This window comes from Herbaspirillum sp. WKF16, from assembly GCF_028993615.1.
In the GTDB taxonomy this organism is placed as follows: domain Bacteria; phylum Pseudomonadota; class Gammaproteobacteria; order Burkholderiales; family Burkholderiaceae_D; genus Herbaspirillum.
On sequence record NZ_CP118632.1, the window covers coordinates 578,628 to 591,859 of the forward strand.

General features: G+C 66.7%; 10 protein-coding genes. 6 read left to right on the forward strand and 4 right to left on the reverse strand.

Annotation, left to right across the window (positions count from 1 at the left end; all coding sequences use genetic code 11):
• Nucleotides 1-18: 18 nt before the first annotated feature.
• Nucleotides 19-1,605 (reverse strand): methyl-accepting chemotaxis protein, encoded by a 1,587-nt coding sequence (locus Herbaro_RS02575; RefSeq protein WP_275012282.1) that lies wholly within the window; start codon nucleotides 1,603-1,605, stop codon nucleotides 19-21.
• Nucleotides 1,606-1,888: 283 nt separating this feature from the next.
• Here Herbaro_RS02575 and Herbaro_RS02580 point away from each other — a divergent pair, with 283 nt between their 5' ends.
• The gene (locus tag Herbaro_RS02580; protein ID WP_275012283.1) at nucleotides 1,889-3,436 is read left to right on the forward strand and encodes a methyl-accepting chemotaxis protein; all 1,548 of its coding nucleotides are present in this window, start codon (nucleotides 1,889-1,891) and stop codon (nucleotides 3,434-3,436) included.
• A gap of 18 nt (nucleotides 3,437-3,454) precedes the next feature.
• On the opposite strand, the gene Herbaro_RS02585 is transcribed toward Herbaro_RS02580, so the two are convergent.
• Nucleotides 3,455-4,471, reverse strand: a complete 1,017-nt coding sequence (locus Herbaro_RS02585) for a LacI family DNA-binding transcriptional regulator (protein WP_275012284.1) — start codon at nucleotides 4,469-4,471, stop codon at nucleotides 3,455-3,457.
• Between the two features lie 385 nt (nucleotides 4,472-4,856).
• Between Herbaro_RS02585 and Herbaro_RS02590 the strand changes: the two genes are divergently transcribed.
• The 5 genes from Herbaro_RS02590 to Herbaro_RS02610 all read left to right on the forward strand — a co-directional run bounded on the left by Herbaro_RS02590 (nucleotide 4,857) and on the right by Herbaro_RS02610 (nucleotide 11,304).
• The gene (locus Herbaro_RS02590; RefSeq protein ID WP_275012285.1) at nucleotides 4,857-6,005 is read left to right on the forward strand and encodes an ABC transporter ATP-binding protein; all 1,149 of its coding nucleotides are present in this window, start codon (nucleotides 4,857-4,859) and stop codon (nucleotides 6,003-6,005) included.
• Nucleotides 6,006-6,055: 50 nt separating this feature from the next.
• Entirely contained in the window at nucleotides 6,056-8,023 is a 1,968-nt protein-coding gene (locus Herbaro_RS02595; protein WP_446719323.1) for a beta-galactosidase, read from the forward strand.
• Nucleotides 8,024-8,165: 142 nt separating this feature from the next.
• On the forward strand, nucleotides 8,166-9,422 hold the full coding sequence (locus Herbaro_RS02600; RefSeq protein ID WP_275012287.1) for an ABC transporter substrate-binding protein: 1,257 nt from the start codon (nucleotides 8,166-8,168) through the stop codon (nucleotides 9,420-9,422).
• A 90-nt stretch (nucleotides 9,423-9,512) separates the two neighbouring features.
• A complete protein-coding gene (locus tag Herbaro_RS02605) occupies nucleotides 9,513-10,442 on the forward strand; it encodes a carbohydrate ABC transporter permease (protein ID WP_275012288.1) in 930 nt (309 codons plus the stop codon).
• Between the two features lie 10 nt (nucleotides 10,443-10,452).
• Complete coding sequence (locus Herbaro_RS02610) at nucleotides 10,453-11,304, forward strand: carbohydrate ABC transporter permease (RefSeq protein ID WP_275012289.1); 852 nt, start codon at nucleotides 10,453-10,455, stop codon at nucleotides 11,302-11,304.
• Between the two features lie 42 nt (nucleotides 11,305-11,346).
• Here Herbaro_RS02610 and Herbaro_RS02615 read toward each other — a convergent pair whose 3' ends face one another.
• Nucleotides 11,347-12,495 (reverse strand): GGDEF domain-containing protein, encoded by a 1,149-nt coding sequence (locus Herbaro_RS02615; protein ID WP_275012290.1) that lies wholly within the window; start codon nucleotides 12,493-12,495, stop codon nucleotides 11,347-11,349.
• A 205-nt stretch (nucleotides 12,496-12,700) separates the two neighbouring features.
• Nucleotides 12,701-13,216 (reverse strand): GNAT family N-acetyltransferase, encoded by a 516-nt coding sequence (locus Herbaro_RS02620; RefSeq protein WP_275013945.1) that lies wholly within the window; start codon nucleotides 13,214-13,216, stop codon nucleotides 12,701-12,703.
• Nucleotides 13,217-13,232: the final 16 nt, after the last annotated feature.

The following is a 13,232-nucleotide window of genomic DNA, read 5'->3' on the forward strand; positions in this document are numbered from 1 at the left end:
CGTCGGCCGCCATCCTCCTTATCCGATCCGCGCCGCCGCGCCGGACGCCGGCAGCTGGAAAACGCTGACCAGCTGGGCCAGCTGCGCCGCCTGATCCTGCATCGACGCCGCGGCGGCCGCGGCCTGCTCCACCAGCGCGGCGTTCTGCTGGGTCACCTGATCCATCTGCGCGATGGCGCGGTTCACTTCCTCGATGCCGGAACTTTGTTCCTGGCTGGCGGCGCTGATCTCGGCCACCACGTCGGCCACGTGCCGCACGCTGGAGACGATTTCCTGCATGGTGCGGCCGGCCTGCTCGACCAGGTGCGAGCCGTTGTCCACCTTGCTCACCGAATCCTCGATCAGCGCCTTGATCTCCTTGGCCGCCTGCGCGCTGCGCTGGGCCAGGCTGCGCACTTCAGACGCCACCACCGCGAAGCCGCGCCCCTGTTCGCCGGCGCGCGCCGCTTCCACCGCGGCGTTCAAGGCCAGGATGTTGGTCTGGAAGGCGATGCCGTCGATCACGCCGATGATGTCGGAAATCTTGGTCGAAGCGCTGTTGATGTCGGCCATGGTGCCGACCACCTGGTCGATCACCGTGCCGCCGTTGGCCGCCACGCCCGAGGCCGAGATCGCCAGCTGGTTGGCCTGGCGCGCGTTGTCGGCGTTCTGGCGCACGATCGAGGTCAGTTGCTCCATCGCCGAGGCGGTCTCCTCCAGGGAGCCGGCTTGCTGCTCGGTGCGCGAGGAGAGGTCGAGGTTGCCGGCGGCGATCTCGGCCGAGGCGGTGCTGATGGTGTCGGTGCCGTTGCGCACGCCGTGCACGATGCCCGACAGGCTGCCGCGCATGGTTTCGATCGAACGCAGCAGGCTGTGGCTGTCCTTGCCGCGCAGGTCGATGGCGATGGAGAGGTCGCCCTGCGCGATCTGCTCGACGATGCCGACCGCCTTGGCCGGCTCGCCGCCCAGCTGGCGCAGGATGGAGCGCAGCATGAAGGCGGCCATGGTGGCGATGGCCGCCATCAGCACGGCGCCGATCAGCAACAGGATCAGCGCGTTGCGGTAGAACGCCTGGTTGATGTCGTCGATGTAGGCGCCGAAGCCGATGGTCCAGTCCCAGGGCGCGAACCTGGTCACGGCGTACAGTTTCAGCACCTTCTCGGTGGTGTTGGGGCGTGTGCCCTCGGCGGTCAGCAGGCCGATCTCCTTGCCGGCCAGCGCCGCGCGGTAGCGGTCGCCATCCTCTTTCGCGGTCTTGTCCTGGATGCCCACGCGCTTGGGATTGGGGTGGACGTAGTTGAAGTCATCGGTATAGCCGCGCACGAAGAAGTAGTTCTGCTCCTTGGCCAGGCTGCCGATGATCAGCTTGGCCTGGGCCTGCGCCTGTTCGCGCGTGAGCTTGCCGGCCTGCTCCTGCGCGTAGGATTTCTCGGACGCCGCCTTGGCCAGCGTCACCAGCAGCGACAGCTGCGCTTCGCGTTCCTCCAGCATGGTGCGCTTCAAGGTATTGAGCGACACCATCGCGATGACCAGAATGCCGACCAGCGTGGTCGCGCACAGCCAAATGATTTTCGTCCTGAGCTTCACCGGTTTCCCCCGTCCCTTGAGTGGTGAACATGTGTTCATGTTGTTTGAACGCATGAATTTACCCTAAAAACGCCGAATAATCCCGCGCAATCCGTGGGGCATGGCCGGAGGGGCCGGGGGAGCGTGCGATGTCCATTGTCGTATCGCAATCCGGCCCGCCCCGCTGCGTACGGGCTTCGCATGCATGCCGGCGGCGCTTGCCGGTGGCCGCATTGATATCAATTAGCGCATGGGCCGAGCGATTTAATTCATTGGAAAGACATCCCTCGACTAATTAATATTCGGCCCTAAAAAACATCATAAACAGGGATTCGAGGCAGACATGAACTGGTTCCACAATCTGAACATGGCGCGCAAGCTGGCGTTTTCCTTCACGGTGGTGATCGTGCTGACGGTGATGCTGGGCCTGTTCTCGGTCAGCCGGCTTAAAGAAGTGAACAAGGCCTCCTCGGAGATCGTCAGCAAATGGATGCCTTCCATCGAGGCGGCGCGCGAGATCCAGAATTCGCTGCCGCTCATGCGCATCTCCGAGCTGGAGCTGGTGACGGCGGTGCAGCCGTCCGAGCGCGACGCCGCTAACAAGGCGATCAAGGCGCGCGCCGACATCCTGGCGCGCCAGCGCGCCGCCTACGAGCAGCGCATCTCGGAGCCGGAGGAGCGGGCGCAATACGCGCAGTTCAGCAAGAGCTACGCCGCCTACATGGAGCTGGACAAGCAACTGGCCGAGATGGCCGCCAACCAGCAATACGACGAGACGCGCGCGCTCTTCAACGGCGATTCCGGCAAACTGTTCCGCGGCATGGTCGCCAACCTGGAGGCGATCGTGAAAGCCAACGGCGCCGGCAGCGCGCGCGCCGACCAGGCCGCCAGTCACGTGTACAAGGTGGCCCAGGTGCTGATCTTCAGCTTGCTGGGGGCGGCGGTGCTGATCGCCTTCGCGCTGGCGCTGGTGGTGGGGCGCAATGTCTCGCGGCCGCTCAGGGAAGCGGTGGAGGTGGCGCAGCGCGTGTCGCGCGGCGACCTGACGGTGCGCATCCGCGCCGGCAGCCGCGACGAGACCGGCCGCCTGATGGAGGCCTTGCGCGCCATGAATGAAAGCCTGCGCGACATCGTCAGCGAAGTGCGCCACGGCACCGACACCATCGGCACCGCCTCGCAGGAAATCGCCCGCGGCAACCTCGACCTGTCCTCGCGCACCGAGCAGCAGGCAGGTTCGCTGGAAGAAACCGCCTCGGCCATGGAGCAGCTCACCTCCACCGTCAAGCAGAGCGCCGACAACGCGCGCCAGGCCAACCAGCTGGCGGTGTCGGCCTCCGAGATCGCCAGCCAGGGCGGCGAGGTGGTGGGGCAGGTAGTGCAGACCATGGAGGGCATCACCGAGAGCTCGCGCAAGATCGCCGACATCATCAGCGTGATCGACGGCATCGCCTTCCAGACCAACATCCTGGCGCTGAATGCCGCAGTGGAAGCGGCGCGCGCCGGCGAGCAGGGCCGCGGCTTCGCGGTGGTGGCTTCGGAGGTGCGTTCGCTGGCGCAGCGCTCGGCCGCCGCCGCCAAGGAAATCAAGGCGCTGATCGACGATTCGGTGGAGAAGGTCGGCGCCGGCAGCCAGCTGGTGGAGCGCGCCGGTTCGACCATGACCGAGGTGGTGGCCAGCGTCAGGCGCGTGACCGACATCGTCGCCGAGATCACCGCCGCCACGCATGAGCAGAGCGGCGGACTGAGCGAGATCAATCGCGCCATCACGCAGATGGACGAGACCACCCAGCAGAACGCGGCGCTGGTCGAGCAGGCCGCAGCGGCCGCCGATTCGCTGCAAGGGCAGGCCGGCAACCTGGCGCTGCTGGTGGGGAAGTTCAAGCTCGAATAAGGCGTCGCGCCGTCGTCCTCAAGCCTCGCGCGCGATCGCCGTGGACGCCCGCTCGACCAGCTGCGGCGTCGCCGTCACCCGCATCGGCGACGACGCGCTGCTGCGGTTGATCAGGGCCAGCAGCAGGTCGATGGCCATCTCGGCCGCGCTGGCGGTGGGCACCGCGACCGTGGTCAGCGCCGGGCGCGAGACGCGCGCCCACTGGATGTCGGTGATGCCGATCACCGAGATGTCGCGCGGCACGTTCAATCCCATGTCGGCGATGGCGTTCATGGCGCCCAGCGCAGGCAGGTCGTTGCTGGCGAAAATGGCGGTCAGTTGCGGAGATGAGGCGAGCATGGACATGGTGGCCTGGTAGCCGGCTTCCACGGTATCGGCGATGAAGCGCGTGCGGTTTTGCGGATGCCTGAAGCCGGCGTCGGCGCAGGCGTCCAGGTAACCCTGGTAGCGCTCGGCGTGGATGCCGCCCTTCTTGCTGCCGACCAGGGCGCCGATGCGGCGATGGCCCAGCCCGATGAGATGGCGCCCGGCGATCGCGCCGGCCTCGTGGAAGTTCACCGCGATGCAGGGCAGCTCGGGCGGCGCATCCGGTTTTTCCCACATGCACAGCACCACCGGGGCGCCGCGCTGCTGGGCTTTCCTGAGCTCGTCGATGGAGAGGTTGGCGTTCATGATCAGCACGCCGTCCGACAGGGTGCCGGCAATCTGTTCGAGGTAGGCGCGGCCGGTCTCCGGGTCATCGTTGGTGTTGCAGACGATCAGGAAGCGGCCGTGCGCGCGCGCCGCGCGTTCGGCGGCCAGCGCGAACTCCGGATAGAAGGGATTGGCGATGCTGGAGACCATCAGCGCCAGCGTCGGCGCGCGGCCCTCGGCCAAGGCGCGCGCGGTCAGGTGCGGCCGGTATCCCAGTTCCTCGACGGCCGCCAGCACGCGCAGCCTGGTCTGCTCGCCGACCTTGCCGCGCTGGCGCAGGACATTCGAGACGGTGGCGGAGGTGACGCCGGCCAGACGGGCGACTTCGGATAGGGTGGTCATGGGCAGTGGGAGTGGAAGGCCTTCGCATTCAATCCTCTATCGCCGGCCTTGTCAACGCGCGCAGGTGCGCCGCGCGAGGACGATGGAAGGTGCAAAGACTATTGCGCCGCCAAAATAAGATGCGTATGATCGGACGCAACAACAAGCCGGAACCGGCCTCACAATCAGAACAACGATGTGGAGACAAACAGCATTGCGATCAAGAAACTCAGCCGTTGCGTTTTTTTTTGAACGAGCTGATTAAGCGCTTAACCTTTTTGCCTTCCCGGACACCCGGCGCTCCATGCCGGCCCTCCCGGGAACCTTGCCGGCCGGCTGCCGCAGCCGGCTGACTGACGGCGGCCCAGGCGCCGCGTGCCGTGATTCATTCTTTTGGGAACAGACGATGGCCAGCATTAGCTTGCGTGCAGCACAGAAAGCCTACGGCGACGCGCCGCCGGTGATTCGCGACGTCAACCTCGCCATCGGCGAGCATGAGTTCTGCGTGTTCCTCGGCCCTTCGGGCTGCGGCAAGTCGACCCTGTTGCGCGTGATCGCGGGCCTGGAAGACCTCAGCGCCGGCGACCTGCTGATCGGCGACAAGCGCATGAACGACGTGCCCTCGGCGCAGCGTTCGGTGGCCATGGTGTTCCAGAGCTACGCGCTGTTCCCGCACATGACGGTCTACGAGAACATGAGCTTCGGCCTGACGCTGGCCAAGCTGCCCAAGGCGGAGATCGAGAGCAAGGTGAGGGAAGCGGCGCGCGCGCTGCAGCTGGAGGAGCTGCTGCAGCGCAAGCCCAAGGAGCTGTCCGGCGGGCAGCGCCAGCGCGTGGCCATCGGCCGCGCCATCGTGCGCCGGCCCGGCGTGTTCCTGTTTGACGAGCCGCTGTCCAACCTGGACGCCACGCTGCGCAGCCAGACCCGCATCGAGATCGCGCGCCTGCACCGCCAGTTCGAGCAGGCCAGCGTGGTCTACGTGACGCACGACCAGGTCGAGGCGATGACGCTGGCCGACCGTATCGTGCTGCTGCACGCGGGCGCGGATACGGCGCGCTTCGGCAGCATCGCCCAGGTCGGCACGCCCATGGAGCTGTACCACCAGCCGCGCAATCGCTTCGTGGCGGGCTTCATCGGCTCGCCGCGCATGAATTTCATCCCGGCCCAGGCGCTCGCCGTGGAGGCGGATCGCATCACGGTGCGCCTGCCGGCCACCGGCGAGACCCTGCAGGTGCTCGCCAGCGGCGAGGGCGTGCAGCCCGGCCAAGGCCTGACCTTGGGCGTGCGGCCGGAGCACATGGATCTGGCCGATGGCGCATCGCCCGGACTGACGCGCGAAGTCGTACTGGTGGAGCGCCTGGGCGAACAAACCTATGTGCACCTGGATCAGCCCGAGGGCCAGCCGCTGGTGGCCAAGGCGCCCGGCAACGCCCAGGTCGGGCGCGGTGATCGCCTGCGCTTGGGCGTGGCGCCGGAGAGCGCTTACCTGTTCGATGAAGACGGCGTCACGCTGGCGCGTCCGCAGGCCCGGCGCGGCCTGGCAGCGGCGGCCTGACGCCGGCGTCCGCTCATCACTTGCAACCAAGAGGAGAGGCATCAATGTCGATACGATTGGGGGTCTGCTATTACCCCGAACACTGGCCCGAAACGATGTGGGAAGACGATGCGAAACGCATGAAGGCCCTCGGCATCAAGCAGGTGCGCATCGGCGAATTCGCCTGGAGCCGCATCGAACCTTCGCCGGGCGACCTGCGCTGGGACTGGCTGGACCGCGCCATCGGGACGCTGGCGGCGCAAGGCCTGGAGGTGGTGATGTGCACGCCCACCGCGACCCCGCCCAAGTGGCTCATCGACCGCCACGACGACGTGCTGGCGGTGGACGCCAATGGTCGCCAGCGCGCCTTCGGTTCGCGCCGCCATTACGATTTCTCGTCGGACTCCTACTTCGAGGAGTCGCAGCGCATCGTGCGCCTGCTGGGCGAGCGCTACGGCCGGCACCCGGCCGTCACCGCCTGGCAGACCGACAACGAATACGGCTGCCACCAGACCGTGGTCAGTTACTCGGCCTCGGCGCAGCGGCGCTTCCGCGGCTGGCTGCGCGCGCGCTACGGCACTATCGACGCGCTCAACACAGCCTGGGGCACGGTGTTCTGGAGCATGGAATACCGCAGCTTCGACGAGATCGACGCGCCCATCGGCACCGTGACCGAGGCGCATCCTTCGCATCGCCTGGACTATCAGCGCTTCGCTTCGGACGAGGTGGCGCGCTACAACCGCATGCAGGTCGATATCCTGCGCGCGCATTCACCGGGCCGGGTGATGGTGCACAACTTCATGCAGATGTTCCTGGAGTTCGACCACTACCCGGTGGCGGCCGACCTCGACGTCGCCAGCTGGGACAGCTACCCGCTGGGCGCGCTGGAAGTAATGTGGTTCCCGCCCGAAGAAAAGGCGCGCTGGCTGCGCACCGGGCATCCGGACTTCGCCTCGTTCAACCACGACCTGTATCGCGGCATGTCGACCCAGCCGTTCTGGGTGATGGAGCAGCAGCCCGGCCCGGTCAACTGGGCGCACTGGAATCCGCATCCCTTGCCGGGCATGGTGCGCTTGTGGAGCTGGGAAGCCTTTGCCCACGGCGCCGGCTGCGTGTCGTACTTCCGCTGGCGCCAGGTGCCGTTCGCCCAGGAGCAGATGCACGCCGGCCTGAACCGTCCCGACAATCGCCTGGACGTCGGCGGCGTCGAGGCCGAGCGGGTGGCGCAGGAGATCGATCGCGTGGAGCATGCCGCCGGCGCGCTGGCGCAGCCGCGCGGCAAGGTGGCGCTGCTGTTCGACTATAGCGCCAAGTGGCTCTTCGAGATCCACTACCAGGGCGCCGATTTCCAGTACGCGCGCTTCGCCTTCGACTACTACTCGGCCCTGCGCTCGCTCGGCCTGGACGTCGACATCGTGCCGCTGGACGCATCGCTGGACGGCTACGCCATGATCGTGGCGCCGCCGCTGCCGGTGATCCCCGACGACCTGCCGGCGCGCCTGGAGAAGAGCGGCGCGCAGGTGGTGTTCGGCCCGCGCAGCGGCTCCAAGACGGTCTCGCTGCAGATCCCACCGACGCTGCCGCCGGGCGCGTTGCAATCCATCCTGCCGATCCGCGTGTGGCGGGTCGAATCGCTGCGGCCGCAGGTCACCGAGCCGGTGCAACTGGGCGAACTCAAGGGGCGCGCGGCGCATTGGCGCGACCTGGTCGAGTCCGACGACGCCGGCGTGCAGACGTTGGCCCGCTTCGCCGACGGCCACCCCGCCGTCCTGAAGCACCAGCGCATGCACTACCTGGCCGCGATCTTCGACGCCGATTTCACCGCCGGCTACTTCGAGCAGGTGGCCGCGGCCGCCGGCCTGGCGCCGCAACGCCTGGCCGATGGCCTGCGCCTGCAACGCCGCGGCGGCCTGACGTTCGCGCTGAATTACGCCGACGCGGCGGTGACGCTGCCGCAGGCGGCCGGGGCCGATTTCATCGTCGGCGGACCGGAGCTGCCGCCGCAGGGCGTGGCCATCTACCGCGGCGCGCAGGAATAACGGAAGCACACTCTGGAAGGAAGCACGGCCGCGGCGCGGGTGGGAACGGCACACCGCGGGCGACGCTCAAACAGGCGGCAAGAACCTGTGGAAAAAGCACTGGCGAACGATCTTTTTTTGAAAAAACTATTCGGAGACAAGCATGAGCAAAATGATTCGCATGGGCACCCTGGCGGGCCTGCTCGCGACGGCCGCCATATCGTCGCTGTCGTGCGCATCGGCCGCGGCCGGCACGCTGGCAGTCAACATCGCCTATAAGGGCGCCGTGCAGCGCACGGTCTGGCAATCGACCCTGGATGAATTCAAGAAGGCCAATCCCGACGTCGAGATCAAGGTCTCCTTCGTCGAGGAAGAGGCTTACAAGGTGCAGCTGCCGGGCTGGCTGTCGACCCAGGCGCCGGACATCATCAACTGGCACAACGGTGAGCGCATGGCCTTCTACGCCAGCCGCGGCCTGCTGGAAGACGTGAGCGAGGACTGGAAGAAGAACAACTGGGACGCGACCTACGCCTCCACCAAGGAGGCCTCTTCCTACCAGGGCAAGCAATACGCGCTGCCCACCGTGTACTACTCCTGGGGCATGTTCTACCGCAAGGACATCTTCAAGACCGCCGGCATCGCCGCCGAGCCCAGGACCTGGGATGAATTCCTGGAGGCCTGCAAGAAACTCAAGGCTGCCGGCATCGCGCCGCTGGCCGTGGGCGGGCGCGACTCCTGGACCCTGGCCGGCTGGTTCGACTATCTCGACTTGCGCCTGAACGGCAACGCCTTCCACCAGCAACTCATGGCCGGCGAGGTGCCCTACACCGACGCCCGCGTCAAGAAGGTCTACAGCGCCTGGAAGACGCTGCTCGACAACAAGTACTTCATCGACAACCAGCTCTCCTACGACCTCGACGGCGCGCAGCCCTTCCTGTTCCAGGGCAAGGCCGCCATGATGCTGATGGGCACCTTCATCGCCAAGGGCTTCCCGGCCAAGATGGCGGCCAACATGGGTTACTTCCAGTTCCCCATCGTCGACCCCAGCGTGCCGACCGCCGAGGAGGGGCCGACCGAGTCCATCCACATCCCCAGCAAGGCGCGCAACAAGGCCGACGCCCGCCGCTTCCTGGCCTTCGTCGGCACGCCGGCCATCAGCGCCAAGCTGGGTGAGGGCCTGGGATCGCTGCCGGCCAACAGCAAGTCGCCCGAGCCGAGCGAGCCGATCTCCCGCATCGGATTCCAGATCCTGTCCAACGCCAAGGGCGGCATCGCCCAGTTCTACGACCGCGACATGACCAAGGAAATGGCCGACGAGGGCATGAAGGGCATGCAGAAGTTCGTGAGCGACCCGAGCAAGATCGACGACGTGCTCAACGAGCTTGAGCAGAGCCGCAAGCGCATCTACAAGAAGTCCTGACCGTGCGCCGCGACGCCGGGCGGGGATGTGGTCCCGCCCGGCCGCGGCATCTTATCCATGCGTTCATCCGCAAACGGGAGTTCATCCGCCATGCCAGTGCAAACGCCTGCCCTCACGGCCCAGGGAAGCGCCGCCGAGATTTCCGCCGCGCCCGCCGCATCGGCCCGGCGCGCGGCCGCCCGCAGGAACCGCGCCGCGCTGTGGTTCCTGGCGCCGGCCTGCGCCATGACGCTGGTCTACGTGCTGTACCCGATCGCCTACACCATCTATCTCAGCTTCTTCAACTGGGACGGCATGACCGCGCCGCGCTTCATCGGCCTGGGCAACTACATCGAGCTGCTGCACGCGCCCACCTTCTACACCGCGCTCAAGAACAACCTGGCCTGGCTGCTGATGTTCCTGCTGGCCCCGCCCATGGGCCTGGCCATCGCGCTCTACCTGAACCAGAAGGTGCGCGGCATGCGCGTGGTGAAGGCGCTGTTCTTCGCGCCCTTCGTGCTCTCGGGGGTGGTGGTGGGGCTGATCTTCAGCTGGTTCTACGATCCCGGCTTCGGCCTGCTGTCGCTGTTGCTGGGGCACGGCATCCCGGTGCTGGGCGACGCCCGCTACGCCACCTTCGGCATCATCTTCGCCGCCCTTTGGCCGCAGACGGCCTACTGCATGATCCTGTTCCTCACCGGACTCACGGCGATCAACAACGACCAGGTCGAGGCCGCGCGCATGGAAGGCGCCAAGGGCTGGAGCATGCTGCGCCATGTGATCCTGCCGCAGCTGCGCCCAACCACTTTCATGGCCTTCGTGGTCAGCATCATCGGCGCGCTGCGCAGCTTCGACCTGATCTCGGTCATGAGCAGCGGCGGTCCCTATGAGAGCTCCACCGTGCTGGCCTACTACGCCTACGACCAGGCCATCAAGTATTACCGGCAAGGCTATTCGGCGGCGATCGCGGTGACGCTGTTCGCCATCATGCTGGTCTATATCGTTTATCAACTGCGCCGCATGCTGCGCGCGGAAAGCTAGGAGGGGCCATATGTTTCCGACGCCCATCGAGAAGTGGAAGCCGCTCAATCGCCTGTTCTATCAATTGACGCTGCCGCTGGCGCTGCTGGTCTGGCTCTTGCCGATGCTTACCGCGCTGGTGACCTCGATCCGTTCCAACGACGAATTGATGGAGGGGAACTACTGGGGCTGGCCGCGCGACTTTGCGATGCTGGAGAACTACCGCGAGGCGCTGACCGCGTCGCCGATGCTGCATTACTTCTGGAACAGCTGCCTGATCACCATTCCCTCGGTGATCGGCGCCATCGCGCTGGCGGCCATGGCGGGCTTTGCGCTGTCGACCTACAAGTTCCGCGGCAACACGCTGCTGTTCGCCACCTTCGTCGCCTGCAACTTCGTGCCGCAGCAGATCCTGATGATCCCGGTGCGCGACCTGTCGCTGTCGCTGGGACTGTTCAACACCATCACCGGCATGATGCTGTTCCACATCGCCATGCAGACCGGCTTTTGCACGCTGTTCCTGCGCAACTTCATCAAGCAGCTGCCCTTCGAGATGATCGAGGCGGCGCGCATCGAAGGCGCCGGCGAATGGACGGTGTTCTACCGCATCGTGCTGCCGCTGATCCGGCCGGCGCTGGCCGCGCTGGCGGTGCTGGTGTTCACCTTCGTCTGGAACGATTACTTCTGGGCGTTGTGCCTGACCCAGGGCGACGACGTCGCGCCGATCACGGTCGGGGTGGCCGCGCTGCGCGGACAGTGGACCACCGCCTGGAACCTGGTCTCGGCCGGCTCGATCCTGGCGGCGCTGCCGTCGGTGCTGCTGTTCTTCGTGATGCAGAAGCAATTCGTGGCCGGCTTGACCTTCGGCGCCAGCAAGGGCTGAGCCAGGGGCTCGCCGGGCCGGACCGCCGCAGCGGGGATCGGCTCAGGCGGCCGGCGTGAGCTTGAACTTGTCGCGCCCGGCGCGCTTGGACTCATACAGCGCGGCGTCGCCCAGTGCGATCAATGCCGCCAGGTCCGCCGGCGCCTGGCTGAACAGGGCGCCGCCCATGCTCAGCGTCACCGCGTCGGGCGTGGGGAACGTCTCCTTCGCCATCTCCGCAAACGTCTTGCGCAAGCCCTCGCCGAGCGCCGTCGCGCTGTCGTCGGAGGCCTCGCGCAGCAGGATCAGGAACTCATCTCCGCCCAGTCGCGCGGCCAGGGCGCCGCGCGGCAGCGCGTCGCGGATCATCTCGCTCAGGGTCACCAGCAGCTTGTCGCCGGCGATATGGCCGTGCAGGTCGTTGACCTGCTTGAAGTTGTCGATGTCGATGAGCAGCAGGGCGCCCGGGCTGGCGGCGCTGGCCTGGGCCAGCAGCCCGGGCGCGCGCCGGTCCAGCGCGCGGCGGTTGTACAGCGCCGTGAGCGGATCGCGCGCGGCCAGCTGTTCGATGCGCTCTTCGCGCCGATGCCGCTCGGTGCCGGTCATGGAGAGCGCGATCAGCATGATCGCCATGGCCCCTTCCACCAGCGAGATCTGGATCACCGCGCCGCGGAAGGCGGCGAGGTCGACCGAGCTGTTCAGCGCCAGCGTGGAGACGGCCTTGGCGCCGTAGAACAGGCCGTGCACCAGCAGCACATAACGCAGCTGCACCGCGCCCACGCTCAGCGAAACCCCGTGCGGGCGCAACAGGAAACTGGCGCGCAGGACGATGCCGGCGATCATCAGCGATTGGATGCTCAGCATCACCTTGGACCACCATGGGCCGCCGGGCAGCAGCAACACCGCCAGCCAGGCCACGACGACCAGGCACCAGGCGCGCGACATGCGGGTGCGGGTGAACCAGGCGACGCCGGCCAGGAACAGCCAGTGCGCGCCGATCAGCAGGCCGTTGGCGAACCAGATCCCGATCAGCAGGAAACCGCTGGAGCGCAGCAGCGCCAGCACGCAGCCTACGGTGATGACGGCGAAGCCGGCGCTCCAGAGCAGCAATGAACGCTCGCGCACGGTGTTCCATTCCACCGCCAGATAAAGCGCTGCGGCCGCAGCCAGGGCGGTGGAGAGGATGAGGATGGTGGATGGATCGAGTGACATGGGAAACGGCGGCGCTGCGGGGTTGCCCGGGGGCAAACCGGTGAAATGAAATGCAGCGCTATTTTACCGTCGGCGCGCTTTTGCGGCTTGCCGCGGGCGCCTTGCGCGGCCACGGCAGGAAATCGTTGTCGCAACGGCAAGAGCCTGAGCCAGCTTGGATTGCGGCAGGCTTGAAGGGAGGCGATCCGGCGCCGGCCGGATCGATTCAGGCGCCCGGACGGGCGCGCTGGTCCAGCGTCAGCTGGAGGAAGGCCAGGTCCAGCCATTCGCCGAATTTCGTGCCGACCTGAGGCAGGTGGCCGACGTGCGCGAAGCCCAGCTTTTCATGCAGGGCAATGGAGCCTTTATTGCCGGCTTCGATGCCGGCCACCATCACATGCTTGCCCAGGTCTTGCGCGCGAGCGATCAGCACTTGCATCAGCGCCTTGCCGATGCCGGCGCCGCGCTGTTCCTTGTGCACGTAGACCGAATGTTCGACGGTGTGGCGATAGCCGTCGAAGGCGCGCCAGTCGCCGAAGGACGCGTAGCCGAGCACGGCGTCGTCCTCGGCTACGGCGACCAGCACCGGGTAGCCGCTTTGCCGGCGCGCGTTGAGCCAATCAAGCCGGTTCTCGTGACTCACCTGCGCGTCGTTCCAGATTGCGGTGGTATTGGCCACGGCATCGTTGTAGATGGCGGCGATGCCCGGCACATCGCCGGGAAGGGCGTCGCGTATCCTCATCATGAATCCTCTCATA

Coding starts and splice junctions, on each gene's coding strand:
- Herbaro_RS02575 (WP_275012282.1), bottom strand. CDS start 1,605: ATGAACACATGTTCACCACTCAAGGGACGGGGGAAACCGGTGAAGCTC.
- Herbaro_RS02580 (WP_275012283.1), top strand. CDS start 1,889: ATGAACTGGTTCCACAATCTGAACATGGCGCGCAAGCTGGCGTTTTCC.
- Herbaro_RS02585 (WP_275012284.1), bottom strand. CDS start 4,471: ATGACCACCCTATCCGAAGTCGCCCGTCTGGCCGGCGTCACCTCCGCC.
- Herbaro_RS02590 (WP_275012285.1), top strand. CDS start 4,857: ATGGCCAGCATTAGCTTGCGTGCAGCACAGAAAGCCTACGGCGACGCG.
- Herbaro_RS02600 (WP_275012287.1), top strand. CDS start 8,166: ATGAGCAAAATGATTCGCATGGGCACCCTGGCGGGCCTGCTCGCGACG.
- Herbaro_RS02605 (WP_275012288.1), top strand. CDS start 9,513: ATGCCAGTGCAAACGCCTGCCCTCACGGCCCAGGGAAGCGCCGCCGAG.
- Herbaro_RS02610 (WP_275012289.1), top strand. CDS start 10,453: ATGTTTCCGACGCCCATCGAGAAGTGGAAGCCGCTCAATCGCCTGTTC.
- Herbaro_RS02615 (WP_275012290.1), bottom strand. CDS start 12,495: ATGTCACTCGATCCATCCACCATCCTCATCCTCTCCACCGCCCTGGCT.
- Herbaro_RS02620 (WP_275013945.1), bottom strand. CDS start 13,216: ATGAGGATACGCGACGCCCTTCCCGGCGATGTGCCGGGCATCGCCGCC.